Raw genomic sequence first — 22,165 nt, forward strand, 5'->3', positions numbered from 1 at the left:
AATGAATACAATGAATAAAACAAAAACTGTCTCACCATATTTTGCATTTATTTTATTGCATTCTCTCCAGATCGGTATAGGAATTCTCGGATATCAACGTGTAATTTTAAAAAATGCTGGTTATGATGCTTGGATTTCTCTAATCATAGCAGGCATTGCAACTCACATTGTACTGTTTTGCATGCTAAAAATGTTAGAAAAAGATGGAGATTTGATTAGCATTCATACGACGACCTTTGGAAAATGGATGGGTTCTATATTTTCCGTAATTTTTACTCTTTATTGCTTATTATTCTGCCTTACTGTTCTTCGTACATATATGGAAGTAATACAAGTTTGGATTTTCCCTACTATTAAATTATGGAAACTTACCCTTATGTTTTTATTAGTGACTTACTATATTATAAAAGGCGGGTTCCGCTCTGTAACAGGGATATGCTTTTGGGGCATTGTACTTCCTATTTTCGTTGTGTTCTTTTTAATTTATCCGCTGAAATATGCACATTTCCGTAATATTTTACCTATTTTTACACATTCACCTTTTGACATGCTCATATCAGCAAAACACTCTGCTTTAGAATTTCTTGGTTTTGAAGCAATCCTAATCTTCTATCCATTTATTGAAAAAGGAAAATCCTTAAAAAGATGGGCCCATGCCGGAACTGCTTTTACTACCTTAATCTACGTGATTTTAGCCATCGTATCTTTTATGTATTACAGCGAGGGGCAATTAAATCACACGATTTGGCCTACTTTAACAATGTTAAAAATTATTAAGGTTCCTTTTATTCAACGCTTTGAATACATTATTATTTTTGTTTGGTTTTTAATTATTTTGCCAAACCTTTGCTTAACCATTTGGTCATCATGTCAAACGATGAAGCGTTCATTCCATATTCCCTTTACATTCACATTACCATTTTTTATTTTCATGGTCTTTACAGCTTCCTTATTTTTCACAAACCGTGAAAGTATCAATACATTAAATACGGTACTATCTCAAGCTGGTTTATATATTGTATACGCCTATATCCCAATTTTATTTCTATTTCATTCCGTGCGATGGCGCCTCAAAAATCAGTCGAAAAAATCTTCAACCGATACACCGTAATCTTTGATACAATTTGAGTAATACATTTGTAAAGGGGACAAGCGTATGAAAAAATATGTATTTTCTTTACTTGCAGTACTAAGTTTAATTCTTGCTGGATGCGGAGCTACTAGTACAAATGAAAAAAAATCATCTGAATCAAAGGAAGAGCATGACCACGCATCGCATACTCAGCAAGCTGATATTCAAGAAAAAACAAAAGGAGTCGACACACTTCCTACCTTCTTAGACAAGCTTGATCCACAAATGAAAGATATCTACACTGTCGCTGGACAAAATGCAGAACTATTAGATTGGATTCCATGTTACTGCGGTTGTGGTGATAGTGTGGGACATAAAAATAATAAAAACTGCTTTATTCGTGAAATTAAAAAGAATGGTGAAGTTGTTTGGGATTCCCACGCAACGACTTGCGTCAATTGCTTAGAAATCGCAGTTGAATCTGCTTCCATGAAACAAAAAGGAAAATCAACGCTCGAAATTCGTAACTATATCGACAATAAATATAAAGAGGGCTACGGCAAGCCAACACCTACGCCAATGCCAAAAGCTTAAAAACGGGGACATTCCTCGTTTTTTCTTTTCATTCGCTTTTTTTCTTAACAAATTCTTTCAAGTGTATTTCTCCTTGCTTGTCACACACTATATATAACTCCTCAGTAAGGAGGGTACACAGTGCAAACATATAACGACTATGATAAAGCTCTCTATTACACGTATTGCTGTAATTGGGATAAATTACTCGTTCTTATGGTTCAAACGAACGATCAATTATTTTCTAAGCGTATTGAACACTTTTTACACGCTTATCAATACAGTAAAGAACTACCAGAAGTTGATAAACAATTGCAGCTCCTATTTCAATATATTGACCACGCATCCCAAAAGTCACATATAGATGAATTAGAGCAAATTCAAATGTAAAATATAGCGCTATTCTCTTTATGAGAATAGCGCTTTTTTAAAATGTTTATATCAATAAAAGTTTCCCCTTATAAAACTTTTATTGATAAACATATTTTTTCTTTCTTTTCTGTACTACTTCATACTATAATTTAGTATGTAACTATTATAAGAGAGGTATAAAATATGGGACGAGAAAAAAAGCAAGAATATGCTTTACTTACCGCATGGGGAGCTTCTTTTATCGCTACACTAGGAAGTCTTTATTTTTCCGAAATCATGAAATTTGAACCTTGTGTACTTTGTTGGTATCAACGTATTTTTATGTATCCATTCGTTTTATGGCTTGGTATCGCTGTAGCAAAGAAAGATTATCGCATCGCAAGTTATTCTTTACCAATTGCAAGTATTGGGGCTTGTATTTCTTTATATCACTATGCAATTCAAAAAGTCCCAGCATTTTCAGCTGCTGGAGCAGCTTGCGGCCGTGTACCCTGCACCGGAGAATTCATAAACTGGTTTGGTTTTATTACAATCCCGTTTTTAGCACTTATCGGCTTTATTACAATCGCTGTATGTAGTTTTATTGTAATAAAAAACAAATAAGGAGATGAAACAATGAAAAAAATGCTTATATTTGGTGGTATTATTATCGCCTTATTTGCAGCAATTTTCGCTGTCACACAAATGGAAGAAAAAAATGCTACTAGTCAAAAAATTGATAATGCTACTGATAGTAAAACAGATGGTCCTGACTACTATACAAACAAAATCTCTCTTTCAGATCTTCAAAAGAATTTAAAAGAGAAAAAAGAAGAAACAGTATACTTTTATCAAACATCTTGTGTTCATTGTCAAAAGCTATCTCCTGTCGTAGTACCAATGGCTAAAGACTTGAACGTTGATATGAAAGTGATGGATATTGAAAAAATAGATGCTCCTTGGGATGAATATAAAATTAAAGGAACTCCAACAATCATTCACTTTAAAGATGGCAAAGAAGTAAGTCGTATTAGTGGTGAACAGCCGAAAGACAAATTAAAAGAATGGCTTGAACAAACGAAAAAATAACGAGAAAAGGAAACTCCTTCTACACATGAAATGGGCATAAAGTCCCAAACTAATGTATAAGGAGGGGGTTTTATGCCAGAAGTAAGATGCTCTGTTTCCAATTGCTCATTTTGGGGACAAGGTAACTTTTGTCAAGCAAGTGCGATTATCGTTCAGCCAGATGCGGATGAAACAGGTCAAACTGAAAATGAATCGTATACAAGTGCAGTTTTAACAAACGAGACGCTAGAAAGTTCTGTAGCAACGAGTGTAGAAACTTGTTGTCATACATTTAAGCCAAAATATTAAACATAAAAAGCATACGATTATTCGTATGCTTTTTTACATCCCCCTCCAAAAATCATGCATCATAAAAAAGTACAAAATAACGAGAATAGCTGTCCCGCATAGGGTAATGCGCCGATATATACTCTTCTCACCTTCTCTTGCTTTCACAAATGCCAAAATAAATCCGAAGAACAATATTAAATCAACATATGGAACATAAAAAGAAAAAACGAGAAACGCATACAAATACACGATAAATAAACAGGTCGTTACTAAGAAAACTTTAAAAGCAAATTCACTTTTCATAATGTAACCGCCCCCCTATCTGTACTGTATTATATTCAGCAAAATACAATAGTTGCAGTTAAACTCGAAGTAGAAATAAGCTACCGTATATAATACGGTAGCTTATTACGGAACATTATATTTTCGTTTATATACATTACTTAAAACCGAAGAAGGAATTTGCTCATAACGAATTTTCTCTCCAGTTTCATCCACCATATACAAATTTTTTCCTATATAATATATTCCATCTTTTCGTTTTGAATACACTGAATATCTTTCATTCGGCAATACCGTTTTCACTTTCGTTAACTGCCCATTTGGTTCTTGCCAATATATATCGGCACGGTCTACTAACGTAAGCACGCCAATTTGCTCTTCCTCTACTTTACGACCATTCCAGCTCACAACGCGGTAACCAAGTTTATTCGCTTCATATTCAGGGCTCGTATGAAAACGGGAAATGATTACTTTTGTTTGTAATTGGACTCGGTCATATAGCCACTGTATATCTCTGTCATGCATACGAATACAACCATTTGATTCCCTACTTCCAATTGTCCATTCCCGATTTGTCCCGTGAATCGCATATTCATTTTTATCTAGTCCAAGCCATCTCGTACCAAGAGGATTATTCGGTGCACCACCAGCTATTTTTTTTCGATGGTATTCTTTATTTTTATATTTAGTTATAATACAAAAATTACCTTCAGGCGTAGGGGTACGATCTCTTCCAGTTGTTACGGGGAATGTTTTTGTATAATTTCCATTTTCAAAAAAAGATAATTGGTTTGTCGTAAGGTTCACTAATATTAGATGATCTGTGTCAGCAAAGGCACTAACCGGTAGGATGAAAAATAATAGTATGACGAAACATAATTTTTTCATCTATCTCTCTCCCCTAGCGCTCACTATAATAAGTGGAATTAACTTTACTTTGCTCTTATAAATGAAAACTATCCATTTACAATAACGCCTCCATTTACATGTATCATCTGCCCAGTAACATAGGATGAATCGCCAGACGCTAAGTATACGTATGCTGGCGCTAATTCATACGGTTGACCAGGCCTTTGCATCGGAACATTGCTCCCGAACTGAGCAACTTTTTTCTCATCAAAGCTTGATGGAATAAGTGGTGTCCAAATTGGCCCGGGCGCAACACCATTTACACGAATCCCTTTCTGCACTAACGATTGGGAAAGTGACCTTGTAAAAGCTACGATTGCTCCTTTCGTTGCGGAATAATCAATTAACGTTTCATTTCCTTCATACGCAACGATAGATGCCGTATTGATAATGACATCCCCTTGCTTGAAATGAGAAAGTGCTGCTTTCGTAACGTGAAAATAAGAAAAAATATTAATACGAAAAGTCTTTTCTAGCTGTTCTGCTGTAATATATTCTAGCCCTTGCTGCGGATATTGCTGCGCGACATTGTTTACTAAAACATTTACACTACCTAGCTGCCGGACAGTCTCTTCTACAATATCTTTACAATGCTGTTCATCGCTTAAATCCCCCGGTAACAACACACACTTTACACCTTCTTGTTCTATACGTTGCTTCGTCTCATTCGCATCTCCCTCTTCATCTAAATACGCAATCGCAATATTCGCTCCCTCTTTCGCAAAAGCGATGGAAACAGCACGTCCAATCCCGCTATCCCCTCCTGTAATTAATATATTTTTTCCTTTTAACTTTTCGCTTCCTTTATAGTTTGGATCTTCAAACTGCGGTAGAGGGTTCATTAACGATTCAATACCAGGTTGTTTATTTTGATGTTGCGCTGGCATTGTTACAAAGTTTTTTTGCTGCGGCATATCTTCTTTCAACTCCTTTTCCTTATAATATGTGCACAATAAAAACTGAAATTCACACTTCGTTTTACGATTAATATTCGAATTTAAGACACAAAATATGAATTGTTGTAAACTTTTTATGCAAAACTATTGCAAAATAGTTAAAAAACGAATATTATATATAACTGTTGTGAAAATTATTCGTAAACAGAAAGGATGTTTATATGTTTAACCTTTCAAAACATAAAACTTCTATTAAAACTGAAATTATGGCAGGTATTATTACCTTCTTAACAATGGCATATATCATTGTCGTAAACCCTGTCATCCTTGGGGATGCAGGAGTTCCATTTGAACAAGCATTTACAGCAACCATTATCGCTGCTGTTGTCGGAACATTATTTATGGCGATCTTTACAAACTTACCAATCGCAATTGCACCAGGTATGGGATTAAATGCTTACTTCTCTTACTCTGTTGTAAAAGCTCATGAAGGCATGAATTTCGCAATTGCATTCTCTGCTGTATTCGTAGCAGGTATGATTTTAATTTTGTTATCATTCACATCTTTCCGTACAAAATTAATGGAAGCAATTCCTGAAAACTTAAAACATGCAATTACTGCTGGTATCGGTCTTTTCATCGCCTTTATCGGTTTACGCTTAACAGGTATCGTTACAAAAAACGATGCAAACTTAGTTGGACTTGGTGATCTTCACTCTGCTCCAGTACTACTAGCATTAGCTGGACTTGGAATTACAATTGTCCTTATGTCTTTAAATGTAAATGGCGCACTATTTATCGGAATGCTATTAACTGGTATTATCGCTTTCTTCACAGGACAATTATCATTCTCAAACGGCGTTACATCAATGCCTGGATTACCAGAAGGAATCATCGTTTCAAATCCAATTACTGCTGTATCTGATGTAATTAACTACGGATTATACGGCGTTGTATTTTCATTCTTCCTTGTTACATTATTCGATACAACAGGTACATTACTTGGAGTTGCTCAACAAGGTGGATTTATGAAAGATGGAAAGCTTCCAAAAGCTGGACGAGCTCTTCTATCTGACTCATTCTCAGCAACAATCGGTTCTATGTTCGGAACAACACCATCAACAGCGTACATTGAATCATCTGCTGGTGTTGCAGCTGGTGGTCGTACTGGTTTAACAACTGTTACAGTAGCTGTTCTATTTGCACTAGCAGCATTCTTCGGACCATTAGTAAGCGCCGTTTCTGGTGTATCAGCTATTACTGCACCATCATTAATTATCGTTGGTAGTCTTATGATGGGATCAGTTCGCCACATCGATTGGGACGCATTTGATGAAGCATTCCCAGCATTCTTAGTAATATTAAGCATGCCACTTACATCAAGTATCGCAACAGGTATCGCACTTGGATTTATTTCATACCCACTTATGAAAGTGGCAAAAGGTAAATTCCGTTCTGTTCACCCACTTGTGTATGTATTCGGAATCTTGTTCGCTTATCAATTGATTTTCTTACCACATTAAAATCCCTCATAAAGAGGGATTTTTTTATACATAAAAAAGTAGCGCATCGAAATTCGATGCGCTACTTTCCATTTGTAACAATCCAACGAACTACTTTCAATGCAAGAAGTAAAAGTACCTTTGTGTGTATCTTCTTGATAGTCATTATTCTCATTAGCATAATGCTCTTCCAGATTCATGGGATCCTAATTTGTCCGAAGCGCTTTCAATATATGAATTATTTCCATTTGATTTAATAAAAGAAATTGCTACTGAACAACGAGATGCATTTTGATTCGTAGTTGTTTGAGCTCTGTAAGATAGTAGGTTACCGCTTTTGTGACCGCTTAGAGTTGGATAGAATGCACTTGTTGAGATTGATGTTGCTAATAACACCAAAGTCGTAATCGAAAAAACTTTCCCTTCATTAACAATCACCTCATAAATTAAATAGTTTTGTAGCGCTACATCGTCATAATACCTCTCAAGTAAATTCTCCTCAATAAGACACCCATATGTTTTACAAACTCTTTAAACACTTAAACATTCATACATTTTTAAAAAGTAACGGATAAGCAAGCAATACAAAAAAGACTGCAGAGAAATTCTTCTCCGCAGCCTCATACTTATTTTTGCAAAAACGCCTGCAAATCTGCAAACTGTCTCTTTGCATCTTCATAGCCTTGCTCATATAAACTTTGTAATTTTGCTGTATCTTTTTCCATACGATCTACTTGAAGCGGCACTTCTGGGCGAATAACAAATAAATTCCCGGCTTGCTCTTCTTTTTCAATGTAGTGAAGTGTTTCATTATATACTTCATAACGATTCAACATCGTGTTTACAAGGTTCGGATATTTTTTATATGCTTTCGCTGCCACCCAGCCAAATTTTGATTTCTTTTTTGCATAACCATGATTTCTCGTCAAAATAACGACTGATTTTTTAAACCCATCTTCCTGTGCTTTACGAACTGGAATTGGATCAGAAATCCCGCCATCTAATAACTGCTTACCACGGTAATTTACTACTGGTGCAATGAAAGGTAATGAACTAGATGCTTGTAATAAATTTAGTGCATCATCATTCGTTCCTTCTTTTTCAAAATAAATAGACTTTCCTGTTTCACAATCTGTTGTTCCTACAAGGAAACGCTCTTGGCTATTAAAGTATGTTTCAAAGTCAAACGGTACATGCTTTTCTGGAATTTCATGAAAAATGAAATCCATATCAAATAGCTGACGTTTTCTCCATAAGTTTTTATATGATAAATATTGTGGGTGTGATGCATAATCAATATTGACCGTTTTATTTCTATTTCTTTGTCTGGAAAGATACGACGCTGCATGACAAGCACCAGCTGATACACCAATTACATATGGAAAATATAAATCTTGTTCCATAAAGTATTCTAATATCCCGCCCGTATATACACCACGCATACCGCCGCCTTCTAATACTAACCCCGTATTTTCAAGCATGTTATTCTCTCCTCTTTATATATTGACTCTTTAATTATTCACCATGTTAAGTATCTTTTTCTATTATATATGAGTTCTTTTAGAAATTATATTCAAAAGTCTTGAAATAAAGGAGTTTTTTCTTCCAATTATATTTCCAAATGACCGGAGACATCCTTTATAAACCTTTGAATAAAATCTTGTTCTTCTTTCGTATATCCATCTAAAAGTAACAACCACTTTTCTTCAGCTTGTTTATGCAATTTATCATGAGCTTTATATATTTCATTTCCGCTTTCCGTTAAGCGGAAGAAAATTTCTTTTTGATTATCTAACATTTGCATCTTCTCAACGAATTGCTTTTGAAACAACTTTGTACAAATTTTAGAGATTGCACCCTTCGTCATTCCCATTTCTGTCGTAATAGCAGTTACATTCATCAGAGCATTTTTTCCGATACACTCGATCACATGTAGTTCAGATAAAGACATACCACTTATACCTGTCTCACGAAGAAACTTCTCATTTTGCCCTTTCAAATGTTCTTCTTTTTTATGCAAAAGTGTACGAATGTCCGAAAGTATTTCCATTTGTTTCGTTGCATAATCCAATCCGTTCGCCCCCTAAGTTTCCAAAGAAACAATTTAACTATATACCATTTTAAAATCATTTTTTCATATTTACAAGTGAGAAAAACATGTTAAAATGAATTTAGTTTCCTAGGAAACTAAACGATAAGGAGGTTACATAATGAAAAAATCCAAACTACATTTCATTTTATATGTTGTCTGTATAAGTGCCTTACTCGGTTCCTTCGCTCAAAATATTTACACACCTATCTTGCCTATGATTCAAAGTTCTTTTCACACTTCTCTTTATCTTATAAATTTAACAGTTTCACTTTTCACATTCATTCTTGCGATTATGCAGCTCATATATGGACCTTTAATTGATACAAAAGGGAGAAAATCTGTCCTTATTCCTAGTTTGATCATTAGTACAATTGGTTCAATCGGATGTGCTTTTTCGGCCAACATTTATTTATTTCTATTTTTTAGAGCTGTTCAAGCTATAGGAATAGCGGCTATACCTGTAGTCGCAGCAACGATTATTGGCGATTTATTTGAAGGAAAAGAACGAGGAGAAGCAATGAGCCTGTATCAAATGTTACTTGCTCTCGCACCTGCGATCGGCCCTCTCATTGGTGGTTATCTAGGCAGTATAAATGGCCACGTATCCGTATTTCTCTTTTTATCTATACTTGGCATTCTCTTATTAATGATAAACATTTCACTACTTCCAGAAACAAAACCAACTGTAATTAAACAACCGCAAGCAAAAAAGAATTACTGGTTTATCTTAAAAAATAAAACTGGATTTTCTATTACTCTTATTGGCTTTATTCAATTTTGTATTTACTTTTGTTTCCTCGTTTTTTTACCGAGCATTTCAACAAATTTATTTCACTTAACTGCAAGTAAAATTGGTCTTATGTTTGTACCTATGTCCCTTTCTATTATGTTAGGGAGTTGTTGCTTCAAGCTTTTGCAAAAACGCCTCACAACAAAGCAAGCTTTATTCATCACTAGTTTCTTCAATATTATATGTGTCACTTTATTCTCTTTCACATATAGCATCAATATCTCATTGATCATTATCGTTACATCTTTATATGGTTTTAGTATGGGACTTTCTATGCCAACTCACACTACTTTATTAACAGAAGAATTCGTACAAGAACGCGCAACTGCTATCGGTATGTACAACTTTATTCGCTATCTCGGTATGGGAACAGGACCACTTGTAGGTGGATTTTTTTTATTTAATCAAAATTACTTTTGGATTTTCTTCATAGGTGCAATTATGTTTCTACTCATAATCTTATATGCGATGAAACTGCTACGCTTCCCTGCCACACAAAAAGCAAAATAGAGACCTACAAATGGTCTCTATTCTAAACTCTTTGATCCGCAACGATATGAATATCAATATACTTCGTTTGCCTCATAATTTCATTTACAATTGAACCTTTTCGAATTTCTTCCCATCTTGTTCTTGCTGATTGTCCGAGTAAAATTTGCGTTACTTGTAGCATTTTCGCGACTTCAATAATAACATCCGCTGGCTTTCTTCCTTTTGCCTCTTCTAAAACAAAACTCGCATCAAATTGATTCGTTAGCAACTTCCACTCTTCAATCGTTTGCTTTTTCCTTGCTGAAAGGGACTCTATATTTTCTCTTTCAACATTTAATACATACAATTCAGCGTTTAACCGATCCGCCATGCGCCATCCCCGTCTTATTAATTTCTCTGCTGTTGAACTGTATTGTACACAAACGAGAATTTTTTCTTTTACGCCAATCGGTTCTATAACGGTTTGACTAATTTTCTCGTCCATATCATCTGCCACTTCACGAAGCGATAATTCTCTTAGTGCCCCTAAATTATTAAGCGTAAAGAAATTTTGTAAGCTTTGCTCTATTTTTTCTTCCTTATATATCTTCCCATCTATTAATCTCTTCCTTAATACTTCCGGCGTTGCATCAACGAGCTGAATTTCATTTGCTTTTTGTAAAATAAAATCTGGAATACGTTCTCGCACTTTAACATTCGTAATTTGAGCTACAATGTCATGTACGCTTTCTAAATGTTGAATATTAAACGCTGATAATACGGATATACCAGCATCTAGCAATTCCTGTACATCCATATAACGTTTCTTATTTTTAGATCCAGGAATATTACTATGCGCTAGTTCATCCACAACAACTACTTGCGGTGCACGTTTTATAATTCCTTCTACATCGAGTTCATAAAACACTTTCTCTTTATAATCTATTTCTTTTAAAGGAACCTTTTCTAAATCAGCAATTGCGTCTTCTGTCTCTTTTCTTCCATGCGTTTCAATTAAACCAATTACAATATCCATACCGTCCTTTTTCATCTCTCTTGCATCAAGTAGCATTTTATAACTTTTCCCTACTCCTGGAGCCGCTCCTACGTATAGCTTTAACTTCCCGCGGTTTTGCTGACGAATATATTCTAAATACTCTTCTGGTGTTCGCCTTTGAAACGTTGGTTTATAGTCATCCGCATACAACACACTCACAACCTTTCTTTCGAAACAACACTACCTCAATCCATTAGATTGAGGTAGCACTGTTACTATTTCAGTAGTTTCTGCAATTCTAAATTTAACTTTAAAACGTTTACGCGGTTCTCTCCAAATAAGCCAAGTGCAGCACCTTCTGTTTGATTTTTAATCAACTGATTTAGCTTTTCTTTCGGAATATTCGTTAATTTAGAGATACGATCCACCTGCACAGAAGCTGCCTGCGGACTAATATCAGGATCTAGCCCTGAACCTGAATTCGTCACTAGATCAATCGGCACTTCTGTTACCGGAACAGCCCGATTTTGTTTCTTCCACTCTTCAATACTTTTCTCTACTCGTTTCTCTAAATCTGGATTAGACGGTGCATAGTTATTTGAACCAGATGCTTCTGCCTTATATTCAATACTAGAAACACGCCCATGAAAATAACGTGGATCTGTGAAATTTTGACCGATTAATTTAGAACCAATCACTTCATTTTTATCATTATATATTAGACTTCCATCCGCATTATCCTTCATTACCGCTTGTGCAATACCAGTTACAATAAGCGGGTATACAAGGCCGCACAACACTAAAAATGTAAAAGTAATACGGACAATCGGTGATAGTATACTTTGTTTCTTCGCCATCTTTTTCCCTCTCCCTTATATGAACAAGCCGACAATTATATCAATTACTTTAATTCCAATGAACGGTACAATAACCCCGCCAAGTCCATAAATAAGTAGGTTTCGGCTAAGTAGTGCATTCGAACTCATCGGTTTATATGCGATACCTTTCATCGCTAATGGAATGAGTAATGGAATAATAACTGCATTAAATATTAATGCTGATAAAATCGCTGACAGTGGTGATGTTAGTTTCATAATGTTTAATGCTTCCATTTGCGGAATCGCAAGTGTAAACATTGCTGGAATGATTGCAAAATATTTTGCGATATCATTCGCAATACTAAACGTCGTTAACGCACCACGCGTCATTAACAATTGCTTACCAATCCCTACAACCTCAATAATTTTTGTCGGGTTCGAATCTAAATCAATCATATTCGCTGCTTCTTTCGCAGCTGTCGTACCACTATTCATCGCTAATCCAACGTCAGCCTGCGCTAATGCCGGCGCATCATTTGTACCATCACCCGTCATCGCTACAAGTTTCCCTTTATCTTGCTCTGCTTTAATAACCGCAATTTTATCTTCTGGCTTACACTCAGCAACAAACTCATCTACCCCTGCTTCTTTTGCAATCGTTGCTGCTGTTAACGGGTTATCACCTGTACACATAACCGTTTTAATCCCCATTTGGCGCAATTGCTCAAAACGCTCACGCATACCTGGCTTTACTGTATCCTTTAAATAAATTAAACCGTAAATACGATTATCCACTGCAACTACAAGTGGTGTCCCGCCCTCTTTGGAAATGGAATCTGCTTTTTGATTTACATCTTTCGGAATCGTTCCACCTTGTGACCTAACCCATTCAATTACGCTACCTACAGCACCTTTTCTCACTTTCGTTCCGTCCTGTAAATCAACACCACTCATTCTCGTTTCTGCTTTAAACGGAACAAACTCACCTTGTTCTGCAATTTCTCGATTATATGATATAGATTTCATTTTTACATATTCTATAACTGATCGACCTTCTGGTGTTTCATCTAAAACTGAACTAATCGCAGCCCATTTTCCTACTTGCTCAATCGTTTCATTTCCTACAGGAAGCAATGTATGAGCCATTCGGTTCCCGAAAGTAATCGTACCTGTTTTATCTAAAATGATTGTATTAATATCACCCGCAGCTTCTACTGCTTTACCCGACATCGCTAACACATTGAACTTTGTCACGCGGTCCATCCCGGCAATACCAATTGCTGATAATAAACCACCAATTGTCGTTGGAATTAAACAAACTAACAACGCTACAAGTACAGCTGTATCAATTTGAAACCCTAAATAGTTTGTAAAAATCGGCAACGTCACAACAACGATTAAGAAAATAAGCGTTAAACTCGTTAATACTGTATTTAAAGCAATCTCATTCGGCGTTTTTTGACGAGCAGCTCCTTCTACTAACGAAATCATTTTATCAATAAATGATTCACCAGGATTACTCGTAATGACAATTGTAATCTCATCACTTACGACCATCGTCCCGCCTGTTACGGAACAAAAATCGCCGCCCGCTTCTTTTATTACAGGAGCTGATTCCCCTGTAATCGCAGATTCATCAACAGACGCTAATCCTTTAATTACTTCCCCATCACTCGGAATCATTTCTCCTTGTTTTACAATAACAACGTCATCTTTTCTCAGATCAGTTGCTGAAACTTGAACAATGTCTCCATTTTCTTTTACAACATTTGCAAACACATCTTTCTTCGACTGTTTTAAAGAATCGGCTTGCGCTTTCCCCCGTCCTTCCGCTAAAGCTTCTGCAAAGTTAGCAAATAAAACTGTAAATAAGAGAATGAGAGAAACTGTTATATTAAACCATCCTGGTACACTACTAGAATGACTTGGAAGAAACGATAAAATGAACGTAATGACAAACCCAATTTCTACAACGAACATAATCGGATTCTTTATCATAACTTTCGGATTCAATTTCGCAAAGGATTGTTTCATCGCATGTTTCACGATATCACGATCCATCGTTTTCGCTTGTCTAACCTCATCTTCTATAGCATGTATTTGTGACTCATTTACTCTTTTTTCTTTTACTACTACCGGTCTCATCATTTACCCTCCATTACTTCAATGTAAGAAATTCTGCAATTGGGCCGAGTACTAACATCGGGAAAAATGTTAATGCACCGACAATTATAATTGTTCCGATGAAAATGCCGCCAAATAAACTATTATCCGTACGGAACGTTCCGACTGTTTCTGGCACAACCGTCTTTTCTTTCAAAGAAGCTGCAACAGCTAGCATCGTAATTAAACTGAAATAGCGCCCTAAAAACATAACTAAACCAGTTGTAATATTCCAAAACGGTGTATTATCCGCTAATCCTTCAAATCCAGATCCATTATTCGCAGCTGACGAGGTGTATTCATATACCACTTGCGTTAAACCGTGGAAACCGGAATGAGAAATAGCATCTGTTCCTAAATTTGTTGAAAGCGCTAATGCCGAAAATCCTAAAATAAGCAGTGGATGAAATAGTATTGTTACCGCAATTAATTTCATTTCCTTACCTTCAATTTTCTTACCTAAAAACTCTGGTGTCCGCCCAACCATCAATCCAGATATAAAGACTGCGATAATCGCATACATAATAATGTTTACAAATCCTGCTCCAACGCCGCCATACACTGTATTTAACATCATATTTACAAGTGGTACTAACCCGCCAATTGGTGTTAACGTATCATGCATCGTATTCACAGCTCCTGTTTCCGCAGCTGTCGTTACTGTCGCATAAAGGGAAGAAAATACTGTTCCAAATCGTACTTCTTTTCCTTCCGTACTTCCTTGTACATGTTCGATACCCATTCCATTTAACGTTGGATTCCCATGTAATTCAGATGTCGTAATCGTTATAAACCCTAGCAGAAACACCATGAATAGTGATACGAAAAGGATACGACCTTGTTTTTTATTTCCTACCATTCGTCCGTACGTAAATGGAAGTGCTGTTGGCAATAACATCATAAGCATCATTTGCAAAATATTACTCATTTGCCCTGGATTCTCGAATGGATGAGTAGAGTTTGCTCCGAAAAATCCACCGCCGTTATTTCCGAGTTCCTTAATTGCTACGAATGATGCAACAGGTCCGCGTAAAATACTTTGTTTCGCACCATCAATCGTTTGTGCGGTAACTGCACCGTCTAACGTTTGTGGTACACCAAGTGCGACAAAGACTAGTGCCGCAATAAATGCGATAGGAAGAAACACTCTCGTTAATGCTCTCGTAAAATCAACGAAAAAGTTACCGAGTTCTTTTCCAGCGAGCCCTCTTATAAATGCCATAACGAGTGCTAACGTCGTTGCCGGTGCTGCAAACATTAAAAATGTAATTCCAATTAATTGTGATAAATAAGATAAACCATTTTCACCGCTATAATGCTGTAAATTTGTATCGGCCATAAAACTAATTGCTGTATTAAAAGCGAGCGTAGGCTCCATTCCTTCAATGTTTGCTGGATTTAATGGCAATACTCCTTGCAGTCTGAAAATGAAGTATACGACAACAATCATAAATCCATTTAATAAAACTAATGATAGTGCGTATTGTTTCCACGTTTGATTGTATTCTTTCACACCCATAATTTTAAAAATAAGTTTTTCAAAAGGCCCGAATACTTTCTCTAGCTTTTTACTACCTTGAAAAGCTTTCTCTAAATAAATTCCCGTTGGCTTTGCCACAAGAATAAACAACAGCATTGTAATAACAACTGCGACCCAGATCATAATGAATGACTCCCCCTAATTAAAACTTTTCCGGATTTAATAATGCATACACTAAGTACACCGTAATTGCTGCAACAATAACCGATAAGGCAATCGTCATGATTGCTTCCCTTCTTTCACAACTTTATCTGACCAACTTGCAAGACTTACCATCGATGCGACTAACACAACAACAATCCCGATCATTACAACATCTAACATAGCTATCCCTCTCTTTTGTAAAAATTTACCATTAAATGATCAAAAAAAGAACACTAAGCTCTACTTAGTGTTCGAAATGAACAACACAAAGTAAACCTCCTCTCTAAACGCTTACGAGGTTAGCTGTCGGATTCGGGCCTAAAGAGTAGCCCTACTTTCAAAACTGAAAGATTCACCCCAAGTGACGATGCACAAAATTGGTTCCCCCGCTCCATTTCTGGAACTCAGCGATTTTAGGTTTTTTTGGAAATTTTATGAATGATTTATGAGAGTAAATATACTCCTCTATATTTAACTTGTAAAGAGTCAAATTACTGAAAATAAGAAAATATCCATCTATTTAAACGCTTACATTGAGTGTTATTAATATTATTTCATCTGTTTTCTCGTCTTTTCTTTCTTTTTCACAGAAATGATCTTTTCAATACAAAACAAAAAGAGCGAATGACATGAAGTGCATAGCTTGTTGCACTTAGCATTCGCTCTTTTTTTTTTTTTCACTATTTATTCTCCACGCAAAAACGCGCGCAAATTTCTCCCACGAATATAAACTTGTGACAATTCTGCATGTAGCTGCTCATATTCGATAACATCTGTTTTTAAATATAAAGCGTCTTTCGATGGCAATATGATATAGGGCCTTGGAAAAATGGGATCAAGCACCACCAATTCTTGAACTCGCTCTACTGATACCGCCCAACGATTCGCTATATCTCCTAGTAACAACACCTTCATCTTTTTTCCCCCGCCCTATTCAAAAAATAAAAAAGAAATATTATCACAATTCGTAAACACGACAAATGTAGCTCCAATTGTTTCATAGAGCCTCGCTGGATATCGTTTATTCCTTGTAACAACAGTAATAGGTGCTTGAAAAGAAAAGTGAATGTGTTCTGTGAAGAAACTAATGATTGGAAGCTCATCCCCTAGTAAAATCACCTTCTTAATACACTCACAAATACTAGTAAAATCTTGCGCCTTACTACAGCTATAAGTCCAATCAAACCCACAATTCCTAACTTCAGCAGCTATCTCTTCATTTGCTGTAAAAATAATTAACTCATGTTGAAATGCTACTAAATCTCTTAAACTATTTACCTTGCTTTCTTCCCCAACACAAATAAGTGTTAATTCCATGTACCTCATCCTCCTTAGCATAAAAGAACTCAAACATAAATTGATATTCTCCTATACTAATCAGATCGATGAAGTGATGTATTCATCATGGCACCGTCCTCTCTCAAGACGCTTACGAAGTTAGCTGTCGGATTCGGACTTTGAGAGTAGCCCTACTTTCAAAATTGAAAGATTCACCCCTAGTGACACTGCACAAATTGGTTCCTCCGCTCCATATACTTGGACTCAGCGTATTACAAAAAATATATTCTGGCTGATATATTACTCCTGTATTTGGAAAAAGTAAACAGAAAAAAAGCCAGTTATACAACTGACTTTTTTCTACTTATACATGTGCTTTATTCAATTTATATGCAAAATGATTCGTCGGCCCATGACCACTTCCAATATTCAAAGGCTCTTCAATTGCTATACTAATAAATCGTTTAGCTTCTTGAACTGCCTGTTCAATCGAGTATCCTTTCGCAAGTCCTGCTGTAACTGCAGACGCAAATGTGCACCCGCTTCCATGCGTTTGCTTTGAAGGAATTCGTTCACTTCTAAATTCGATAAATTGCTCACCATTAAAGAGTAAATCAATTACTTCATTACCTTGATACTCTGCATGTCCGCCCTTCATAAGTACATATTTCGCACCTAGTTCATGCAGTACTTTCGCAGCTTCCTTACTATCTTCAACATTATGAATCTCCATCCCGGTTAACACTTCTGCCTCAGGAACATTCGGTGTTACAACCGTTGCTACTGGTAATAAGTATTCTTTTAGTGCTTGTACTGCTTCTTGTTGTAATAATGATGCACCGCCCTTAGCAATCATAACAGGGTCTAGTACAATATTATTCCAGCCAAACTTATTAATATGTTCTGCTACAATTTGAATAATTTCACTGCTAAATAACATTCCTAGTTTCACAGCATCTGGTGTTAAATCCGTACCAATTGAATTCAGCTGTTCCTTAATACCTTCTACTGGAACTGGATATACCCCTTGAACACCAAGCGTATTTTGAGCAGTAATTGCCGTAATTGCCGTCATCCCATACACACCAAGCTCTTGGAATGTTTTTAAATCTGCTTGAATACCGGCACCGCCGCCGCTATCCGATCCTGCAATTGTTAAAGCTTTATTTACTTTCATCCCACTCATCCTTTTCTATCCAAAATAGCGATGATAAATTGTTTTTGCTTCACTTATATCTTTAGTTCCATGTACGAGTACACGTCCATCTTTGAAAGCAACTAATCTCTTTTCTTCAACTGAAAATGATAATAAATATGGATTTACATTTAAATCATTTACGCGATCTTTCAGCAGCTCTTTGTATCGTTCAAAATCCATTTCCTCTTTATGAGGTGGTCTAATTTGAACTGTATTTCTCCCGCATAAAACTGCTGTTTTCGATGTGTTTTCTTTATTTAAATACGGGTATATCGCATTCTCTCCGCACGAAGGACAATTATGCTTACGAAGCTTTTGCACATTCATACATGAATATTCATTCTTCCACACATCAAACGACACAAGTCCATCTCGAAGTGATTCATAATCTTCCACTAACAATTTAAGAGCTTCCGTTACTTGATGAGAAACGACGAGAGATACAGCAGGTGATATAATGCCCGCTGTATCACATGTCGCCCCGCCCAGCGGAATCGATTGTAATAAACAAGATAAACATGGCGTTTTACTAGGAAGAATTGTGTAAGAAAGGCCGTAACTCCCTACACATGCTCCGTAAATCCATGGAATAGAATGTTTTTGCGCTATATCATTCACAATAAAACGTGTTTCGAAATTATCAGTTGCATCAATCATTACATCTACGTTTGTAACAAGCTCTTCTAATTCCTCAGCTGTTACATCTTGAACGAGAGCCTCTACTCTTACTTCACGATTGATCTCTGCTAGACGTTTTTTTGCCGCTACAGCCTTTGGAAGATTATTTTCCACATCACTCTCTGCGTACAATTGTTGCCTTTGTAAATTACTCCAATCGACATAATCTCGGTCAACAATCGTTACTGTGCCAACACCTGCTCTTACAAACATCTCTGCATTTGCACTACCTAATGCACCTGCACCGATAATGAGTACATGCTTTTCTCTTATCTTTCGTTGCCCCTCTTCTCCAATTGGAGAAAATAATTCTTGGCGAGAATATCGATTATTCAACTACGCTCATTCCTTCTAAAGGACTGCTTGCTGTTGCACAACGTTTACGTACAATACGACCTGCTTCAAATCCTAATCGTCCTGCTTCAATACTTAATTTCATTGCTTGTGCCATTTTTATTGGATCTTTTGCTCCCGATACAGCAGTATTTAATAACACACCATCCGCTCCTAATTCCATCGCAAATGCTGCATCAGCCGGGCTACCGATACCAGCGTCAACGATAACTGGCACTGTCGCTTGTTCAATAATGAAACTTAAATTTAACGGATTTACAATACCAAGCCCTGAACCGATTGGTGATGCTCCTGGCATAATTGCATGCACACCTAGTTCTTGTAATTTACGTGCTAATACAACATCATCAGATGTATACGGAAGAACGATAAATCCTTCTTCTAGCAACATTTCAGATGCCTTTAACGTTTCTACTGGATCAGGTAATAACGTTCTATCATCACCAATAACTTCTACTTTGATCATATCGCAAAGCCCCGAAGCTTTTGCTAATTTTGCAATACGAACAGCTTCTTCAGCATTTTTTGCTCCAGCTGTATTCGGTAATAACTTATATTTTTTCACATCAAGTTTCTCTAATAAATTAGGCTGCTTTGCATCAAATATATCCATACGACGTACTGCGAACGTTAAAACCTCAGCCTCAGATACATCAATTGCCTTTTGCTGTACATCAAAATCAGGGAATTTCCCTGTTCCTAATAAAAGTCTAGAATGAAATGAAAATGGTCCAATGTTTAACATAATCAACCGCCTCCTACGAAAGTTACAATCTCAATTTGGTCTCCATCAAAAACAGATGTATCTTTATGATCATCTTTTTGTAAAATATCTTTATTACGCTCTACTACTACAATTCTGTTATCTAACTCTAAATGTATAAGTAGCTCAGCCACTGTTTTTACACTCTCTGGCACTTCCATTTGATTACCATTAATTTTTAAATTCAAACTTCCATCCCCTTTCTAAACTGTTTTAGAAAGCAATGAATCTAGCAAGTGATTCTCCTGCTTTCCTTCTATTAAATCAGCCATATACTGACCAGAAACCGGGCTTAATAAAATGCCGTTTCGATAATGTCCAGTACAAGCATATAAACCTTTTATTTCTTCATGCTCTCCCATATAAGGAGCTTCGTGATTTGATTGTGGCCTTAATCCTGCCCATGTGTTTTCCCACTCTGCTTCTTTTAAAGCTGGCAATATTGTATAAGCACGCTCTAATATAGAAGTAATACTTTCTGGTTGCACTGTTTTATTAAACGTATGAGGCTTCATCGTTGCTCCAATTACGTAACGTCCACCACGCTTTGGGGCAATGTAAAATCTTTCTTGGAAAATAGGTGCCTTTAAAAGTGGTTTTCTACTTCTTACCGCTACTACTTCTCCTTTAACTGGATATGTACCCCATTCGCGGTGAAAATAACCTAGTAACTTCGTGCTCCATGAACCGCCCGCAATAACAACTTTCTCGCATGCTATAATACCTTCGCTCGTCACAATCCCAGTCACTTTATTATTTTCAATACGAACATCAAACACTTCTGTCTGTTCATATATATCAGCACCTGAAAATGATGCGGAATGTGCGAATGCTTTCGTAAGCTCCGGTGCAATAACATGACCGTCTTTTGGATAATATACAGCACCTATAATTGACTCCGATAGAAACGGCTCTTTCTCTCGTAAAAGATCTCCTGTTAGAAAATAAGAATCTTCCCCTGTTTTCTGCTGCCAATCCATAATGTGAAGAATTCTTTCCTTCTCATCTTCATTTTGGGCAATGCGATAAATGCCTTTCTCTTCATACCCAATATCGATACCTGTTTTTTCACGTAAAACTGCTGCAAGTTGTGGAAATATAGCACGGCTTTCTCTCGCAAGTTCAAATAGTGGGTCATATACATCCCATTCTGCCTGAACCCCAAGTAAACCAGCGGCTGCTTTCGAGGCTTCAGATGCAATTCTTTGCTTCTCTATAATCGCTACTTTATGTCCTCTTTCTGCTAGAAAATGTGCAACTGAACTACCAATTACACCACCGCCAATTATCGCTACATCATACTTCTTACACATGTTTTTCCGCCCACTTTCTTATTGATTCCTTATAAGACTTCGCTTTGCTATACGGGTTATTACTACTTATAATCCCAGACATAACAGCAATACCACTGACACCGTTAGCAAGAACATCCCCAGTGTTTTCCGTGGTGATTCCTCCAATTGCTGTAATCGGTATGGATAAACACTTTGCAATGACTGAAATTTCTTCAAGCCCTCTCGCTGGTACACCTTTTTTACAATCTGTCGGAAATACATGACCATAGACGAGAGAATCCGCTCCATTCTTAAATGCATCGATCGCTTCTTCTAAAGAATGCACAGAATAACCGACATGCAAATAAGAAAACTTTTCTTTCACCGACCTTACATCTGCGCTTCGATATCCGAGCTGCACGCGCGGAATGTTTAATAAAATAGCAATATCAATTCGATCATTTATTACTATCTTCGATGCTGGAAAGCCTTTCTTCAAAAGACTTTCCACACCTTCATACAAATCCTTCGTACTTTTCTCACGCTCACGAATATGCAAATAATCAATCTCACTTTCAATTTGCATCGCTACATTCACTAACTCTTCGAATGACATGTGACCATTTGAGATTACATGAAGCTCATTTTTCATATTCATTCG

General features: G+C 36.5%; 27 protein-coding genes, 1 pseudogene and 2 riboswitches. Of the genes and pseudogenes, 8 read left to right on the forward strand and 20 right to left on the reverse strand.

From position 1 onward, the window contains the following. Position 1: 1 nt before the first annotated feature. The 6 genes from QCI46_RS23520 to QCI46_RS23545 all read left to right on the forward strand — a co-directional run bounded on the left by QCI46_RS23520 (position 2) and on the right by QCI46_RS23545 (position 3,373). Positions 2 to 1,111: a GerAB/ArcD/ProY family transporter gene (locus QCI46_RS23520; RefSeq protein ID WP_353841560.1), complete on the forward strand. Its 1,110-nt coding sequence runs from the start codon at positions 2 to 4 to the stop codon at positions 1,109 to 1,111. Positions 1,112 to 1,156: 45 nt separating this feature from the next. Beyond that, a complete protein-coding gene (locus QCI46_RS23525; RefSeq protein WP_097840864.1) occupies positions 1,157 to 1,666 on the forward strand; it encodes a PCYCGC domain-containing protein in 510 nt (169 codons plus the stop codon). Between the two features lie 120 nt (positions 1,667 to 1,786). Continuing rightward, complete coding sequence (locus tag QCI46_RS23530; RefSeq protein ID WP_353841561.1) at positions 1,787 to 2,035, forward strand: YhdB family protein; 249 nt, start codon at positions 1,787 to 1,789, stop codon at positions 2,033 to 2,035. 165 nt (positions 2,036 to 2,200) lie between these two features. Then, on the forward strand, positions 2,201 to 2,620 hold the full coding sequence (locus tag QCI46_RS23535) for a disulfide formation protein C (RefSeq protein WP_000532264.1): 420 nt from the start codon (positions 2,201 to 2,203) through the stop codon (positions 2,618 to 2,620). 12 nt (positions 2,621 to 2,632) lie between these two features. Next, positions 2,633 to 3,085, forward strand: a complete 453-nt coding sequence (locus tag QCI46_RS23540) for a thioredoxin family protein (RefSeq protein WP_353841562.1) — start codon at positions 2,633 to 2,635, stop codon at positions 3,083 to 3,085. Between the two features lie 72 nt (positions 3,086 to 3,157). Beyond that, positions 3,158 to 3,373: a DUF1540 domain-containing protein gene (locus tag QCI46_RS23545; RefSeq protein ID WP_001115486.1), complete on the forward strand. Its 216-nt coding sequence runs from the start codon at positions 3,158 to 3,160 to the stop codon at positions 3,371 to 3,373. Positions 3,374 to 3,406: 33 nt separating this feature from the next. Here the strand turns inward: QCI46_RS23545 and QCI46_RS23550 are convergent, their stop codons facing one another. The 3 genes from QCI46_RS23550 to QCI46_RS23560 all read right to left on the reverse strand — a co-directional run bounded on the left by QCI46_RS23550 (position 3,407) and on the right by QCI46_RS23560 (position 5,460). Next, positions 3,407 to 3,658 carry a hypothetical protein gene (locus QCI46_RS23550; RefSeq protein ID WP_342718237.1) on the reverse strand — a complete coding sequence of 84 codons (252 nt, stop codon included), beginning with the start codon at positions 3,656 to 3,658 and terminating at the stop codon, positions 3,407 to 3,409. A 105-nt stretch (positions 3,659 to 3,763) separates the two neighbouring features. Beyond that, positions 3,764 to 4,525, reverse strand: coding sequence for a L,D-transpeptidase (locus QCI46_RS23555; protein ID WP_353841563.1), 762 nt, complete (start codon positions 4,523 to 4,525; stop codon positions 3,764 to 3,766). Positions 4,526 to 4,593: 68 nt separating this feature from the next. After that, the gene (locus tag QCI46_RS23560; RefSeq protein WP_353841564.1) at positions 4,594 to 5,460 is read right to left on the reverse strand and encodes an SDR family oxidoreductase; all 867 of its coding nucleotides are present in this window, start codon (positions 5,458 to 5,460) and stop codon (positions 4,594 to 4,596) included. 203 nt (positions 5,461 to 5,663) lie between these two features. Here QCI46_RS23560 and QCI46_RS23565 point away from each other — a divergent pair, with 203 nt between their 5' ends. Then, positions 5,664 to 6,965 carry an NCS2 family permease gene (locus QCI46_RS23565; RefSeq protein WP_353841565.1) on the forward strand — a complete coding sequence of 434 codons (1,302 nt, stop codon included), beginning with the start codon at positions 5,664 to 5,666 and terminating at the stop codon, positions 6,963 to 6,965. Positions 6,966 to 7,069: 104 nt separating this feature from the next. On the opposite strand, the pseudogene QCI46_RS23570 reads toward QCI46_RS23565, so the two are convergent. From QCI46_RS23570 to QCI46_RS23580, 3 genes and pseudogenes are all read right to left on the reverse strand, one after another. Beyond that, positions 7,070 to 7,379, reverse strand: a pseudogene (locus QCI46_RS23570) (hypothetical protein); the annotation flags it as partial. Positions 7,380 to 7,570: 191 nt separating this feature from the next. Further along, entirely contained in the window at positions 7,571 to 8,425 is an 855-nt protein-coding gene (locus tag QCI46_RS23575; RefSeq protein WP_353841566.1) for a patatin-like phospholipase family protein, read from the reverse strand. Between the two features lie 128 nt (positions 8,426 to 8,553). After that, on the reverse strand, positions 8,554 to 9,015 hold the full coding sequence (locus QCI46_RS23580; protein WP_353841567.1) for a MarR family transcriptional regulator: 462 nt from the start codon (positions 9,013 to 9,015) through the stop codon (positions 8,554 to 8,556). A 139-nt stretch (positions 9,016 to 9,154) separates the two neighbouring features. On the opposite strand from QCI46_RS23580, the gene QCI46_RS23585 reads away from it, so the two are divergent. Then, positions 9,155 to 10,336: an MFS transporter gene (locus tag QCI46_RS23585; RefSeq protein ID WP_353841568.1), complete on the forward strand. Its 1,182-nt coding sequence runs from the start codon at positions 9,155 to 9,157 to the stop codon at positions 10,334 to 10,336. A gap of 22 nt (positions 10,337 to 10,358) precedes the next feature. Here the strand turns inward: QCI46_RS23585 and kdpDN are convergent, their stop codons facing one another. From kdpDN to tenI, 14 genes are all read right to left on the reverse strand, one after another. Further along, complete coding sequence (gene kdpDN, locus QCI46_RS23590) at positions 10,359 to 11,513, reverse strand: KdpD-like non-kinase potassium sensor (RefSeq protein WP_353841569.1); 1,155 nt, start codon at positions 11,511 to 11,513, stop codon at positions 10,359 to 10,361. 56 nt (positions 11,514 to 11,569) lie between these two features. Further along, entirely contained in the window at positions 11,570 to 12,151 is a 582-nt protein-coding gene (gene kdpC, locus QCI46_RS23595) for a K(+)-transporting ATPase subunit C (RefSeq protein WP_087985834.1), read from the reverse strand. Between the two features lie 15 nt (positions 12,152 to 12,166). Then, complete coding sequence (gene kdpB / locus QCI46_RS23600; RefSeq protein ID WP_353841925.1) at positions 12,167 to 14,257, reverse strand: potassium-transporting ATPase subunit KdpB; 2,091 nt, start codon at positions 14,255 to 14,257, stop codon at positions 12,167 to 12,169. Positions 14,258 to 14,270: 13 nt separating this feature from the next. Continuing rightward, positions 14,271 to 15,938: a potassium-transporting ATPase subunit KdpA gene (kdpA, locus tag QCI46_RS23605; RefSeq protein WP_353841570.1), complete on the reverse strand. Its 1,668-nt coding sequence runs from the start codon at positions 15,936 to 15,938 to the stop codon at positions 14,271 to 14,273. 19 nt (positions 15,939 to 15,957) lie between these two features. Next, positions 15,958 to 16,038, reverse strand: coding sequence for a K(+)-transporting ATPase subunit F (gene kdpF, locus QCI46_RS23610; RefSeq protein WP_000150656.1), 81 nt, complete (start codon positions 16,036 to 16,038; stop codon positions 15,958 to 15,960). Beyond that, positions 16,035 to 16,139: a signal peptide protein gene (locus QCI46_RS23615; RefSeq protein ID WP_353841571.1), complete on the reverse strand. Its 105-nt coding sequence runs from the start codon at positions 16,137 to 16,139 to the stop codon at positions 16,035 to 16,037. The genes kdpF and QCI46_RS23615 overlap by 4 nt, the downstream gene beginning before the upstream one ends. A 94-nt stretch (positions 16,140 to 16,233) precedes the next feature. Continuing rightward, a riboswitch (cyclic di-AMP (ydaO/yuaA leader) is annotated at positions 16,234 to 16,379 on the reverse strand. Between the two features lie 264 nt (positions 16,380 to 16,643). After that, entirely contained in the window at positions 16,644 to 16,874 is a 231-nt protein-coding gene (locus QCI46_RS23620) for a hypothetical protein (protein WP_000866315.1), read from the reverse strand. A gap of 15 nt (positions 16,875 to 16,889) precedes the next feature. Next, on the reverse strand, positions 16,890 to 17,276 hold the full coding sequence (locus QCI46_RS23625; RefSeq protein WP_048545796.1) for a hypothetical protein: 387 nt from the start codon (positions 17,274 to 17,276) through the stop codon (positions 16,890 to 16,892). A 93-nt stretch (positions 17,277 to 17,369) separates the two neighbouring features. Next, positions 17,370 to 17,517: riboswitch (cyclic di-AMP (ydaO/yuaA leader) on the reverse strand. 84 nt (positions 17,518 to 17,601) lie between these two features. Next, positions 17,602 to 18,423: a bifunctional hydroxymethylpyrimidine kinase/phosphomethylpyrimidine kinase gene (thiD, locus tag QCI46_RS23630; protein ID WP_353841572.1), complete on the reverse strand. Its 822-nt coding sequence runs from the start codon at positions 18,421 to 18,423 to the stop codon at positions 17,602 to 17,604. Between the two features lie 6 nt (positions 18,424 to 18,429). Continuing rightward, entirely contained in the window at positions 18,430 to 19,449 is a 1,020-nt protein-coding gene (thiF, locus tag QCI46_RS23635; RefSeq protein WP_046960253.1) for a thiazole biosynthesis adenylyltransferase ThiF, read from the reverse strand. Then, complete coding sequence (thiG, locus tag QCI46_RS23640) at positions 19,442 to 20,212, reverse strand: thiazole synthase (RefSeq protein ID WP_353841573.1); 771 nt, start codon at positions 20,210 to 20,212, stop codon at positions 19,442 to 19,444. The genes thiF and thiG overlap by 8 nt, the downstream gene beginning before the upstream one ends. A 2-nt stretch (positions 20,213 to 20,214) precedes the next feature. Further along, the gene (gene thiS / locus QCI46_RS23645) at positions 20,215 to 20,418 is read right to left on the reverse strand and encodes a sulfur carrier protein ThiS (protein WP_353841574.1); all 204 of its coding nucleotides are present in this window, start codon (positions 20,416 to 20,418) and stop codon (positions 20,215 to 20,217) included. Positions 20,419 to 20,433: 15 nt separating this feature from the next. Next, on the reverse strand, positions 20,434 to 21,543 hold the full coding sequence (gene thiO / locus QCI46_RS23650) for a glycine oxidase ThiO (protein WP_353841575.1): 1,110 nt from the start codon (positions 21,541 to 21,543) through the stop codon (positions 20,434 to 20,436). Further along, complete coding sequence (tenI, locus tag QCI46_RS23655) at positions 21,536 to 22,156, reverse strand: thiazole tautomerase TenI (protein ID WP_353841576.1); 621 nt, start codon at positions 22,154 to 22,156, stop codon at positions 21,536 to 21,538. Before tenI ends, thiO begins: the two co-directional genes overlap by 8 nt. Between the last annotated feature and the right edge of the window lie 9 nt (positions 22,157 to 22,165).

The organism is Bacillus cereus group sp. RP32, assembly GCF_040459735.1.
Classification (GTDB): Bacteria; Bacillota; Bacilli; order Bacillales; family Bacillaceae_G; genus Bacillus_A; species Bacillus_A wiedmannii.

Excerpts from the sequence above, each read along its gene's own strand:
- QCI46_RS23520 (WP_353841560.1), top strand. The coding sequence starts at position 2 with ATGAATACAATGAATAAAACAAAAACTGTCTCACCATATTTTGCATTT.
- QCI46_RS23525 (WP_097840864.1), top strand. The coding sequence starts at position 1,157 with ATGAAAAAATATGTATTTTCTTTACTTGCAGTACTAAGTTTAATTCTT.
- QCI46_RS23535 (WP_000532264.1), top strand. The coding sequence starts at position 2,201 with ATGGGACGAGAAAAAAAGCAAGAATATGCTTTACTTACCGCATGGGGA.
- QCI46_RS23540 (WP_353841562.1), top strand. The coding sequence starts at position 2,633 with ATGAAAAAAATGCTTATATTTGGTGGTATTATTATCGCCTTATTTGCA.
- QCI46_RS23545 (WP_001115486.1), top strand. The coding sequence starts at position 3,158 with ATGCCAGAAGTAAGATGCTCTGTTTCCAATTGCTCATTTTGGGGACAA.
- QCI46_RS23550 (WP_342718237.1), bottom strand. The coding sequence starts at position 3,658 with ATGAAAAGTGAATTTGCTTTTAAAGTTTTCTTAGTAACGACCTGTTTA.
- QCI46_RS23555 (WP_353841563.1), bottom strand. The coding sequence starts at position 4,525 with ATGAAAAAATTATGTTTCGTCATACTATTATTTTTCATCCTACCGGTT.
- QCI46_RS23560 (WP_353841564.1), bottom strand. The coding sequence starts at position 5,460 with ATGCCGCAGCAAAAAAACTTTGTAACAATGCCAGCGCAACATCAAAAT.
- QCI46_RS23565 (WP_353841565.1), top strand. The coding sequence starts at position 5,664 with ATGTTTAACCTTTCAAAACATAAAACTTCTATTAAAACTGAAATTATG.
- QCI46_RS23575 (WP_353841566.1), bottom strand. The coding sequence starts at position 8,425 with ATGCTTGAAAATACGGGGTTAGTATTAGAAGGCGGCGGTATGCGTGGT.
- QCI46_RS23585 (WP_353841568.1), top strand. The coding sequence starts at position 9,155 with ATGAAAAAATCCAAACTACATTTCATTTTATATGTTGTCTGTATAAGT.
- kdpC (WP_087985834.1), bottom strand. The coding sequence starts at position 12,151 with ATGGCGAAGAAACAAAGTATACTATCACCGATTGTCCGTATTACTTTT.
- kdpB (WP_353841925.1), bottom strand. The coding sequence starts at position 14,257 with ATGAGACCGGTAGTAGTAAAAGAAAAAAGAGTAAATGAGTCACAAATA.
- kdpA (WP_353841570.1), bottom strand. The coding sequence starts at position 15,938 with ATGATCTGGGTCGCAGTTGTTATTACAATGCTGTTGTTTATTCTTGTG.
- kdpF (WP_000150656.1), bottom strand. The coding sequence starts at position 16,038 with ATGACGATTGCCTTATCGGTTATTGTTGCAGCAATTACGGTGTACTTA.
- QCI46_RS23615 (WP_353841571.1), bottom strand. The coding sequence starts at position 16,139 with ATGTTAGATGTTGTAATGATCGGGATTGTTGTTGTGTTAGTCGCATCG.
- QCI46_RS23620 (WP_000866315.1), bottom strand. The coding sequence starts at position 16,874 with ATGAAGGTGTTGTTACTAGGAGATATAGCGAATCGTTGGGCGGTATCA.
- QCI46_RS23625 (WP_048545796.1), bottom strand. The coding sequence starts at position 17,276 with ATGGAATTAACACTTATTTGTGTTGGGGAAGAAAGCAAGGTAAATAGT.
- thiD (WP_353841572.1), bottom strand. The coding sequence starts at position 18,423 with ATGAGTGGGATGAAAGTAAATAAAGCTTTAACAATTGCAGGATCGGAT.
- thiG (WP_353841573.1), bottom strand. The coding sequence starts at position 20,212 with ATGTTAAACATTGGACCATTTTCATTTCATTCTAGACTTTTATTAGGA.
- thiO (WP_353841575.1), bottom strand. The coding sequence starts at position 21,543 with ATGTGTAAGAAGTATGATGTAGCGATAATTGGCGGTGGTGTAATTGGT.
- tenI (WP_353841576.1), bottom strand. The coding sequence starts at position 22,156 with ATGAAAAATGAGCTTCATGTAATCTCAAATGGTCACATGTCATTCGAA.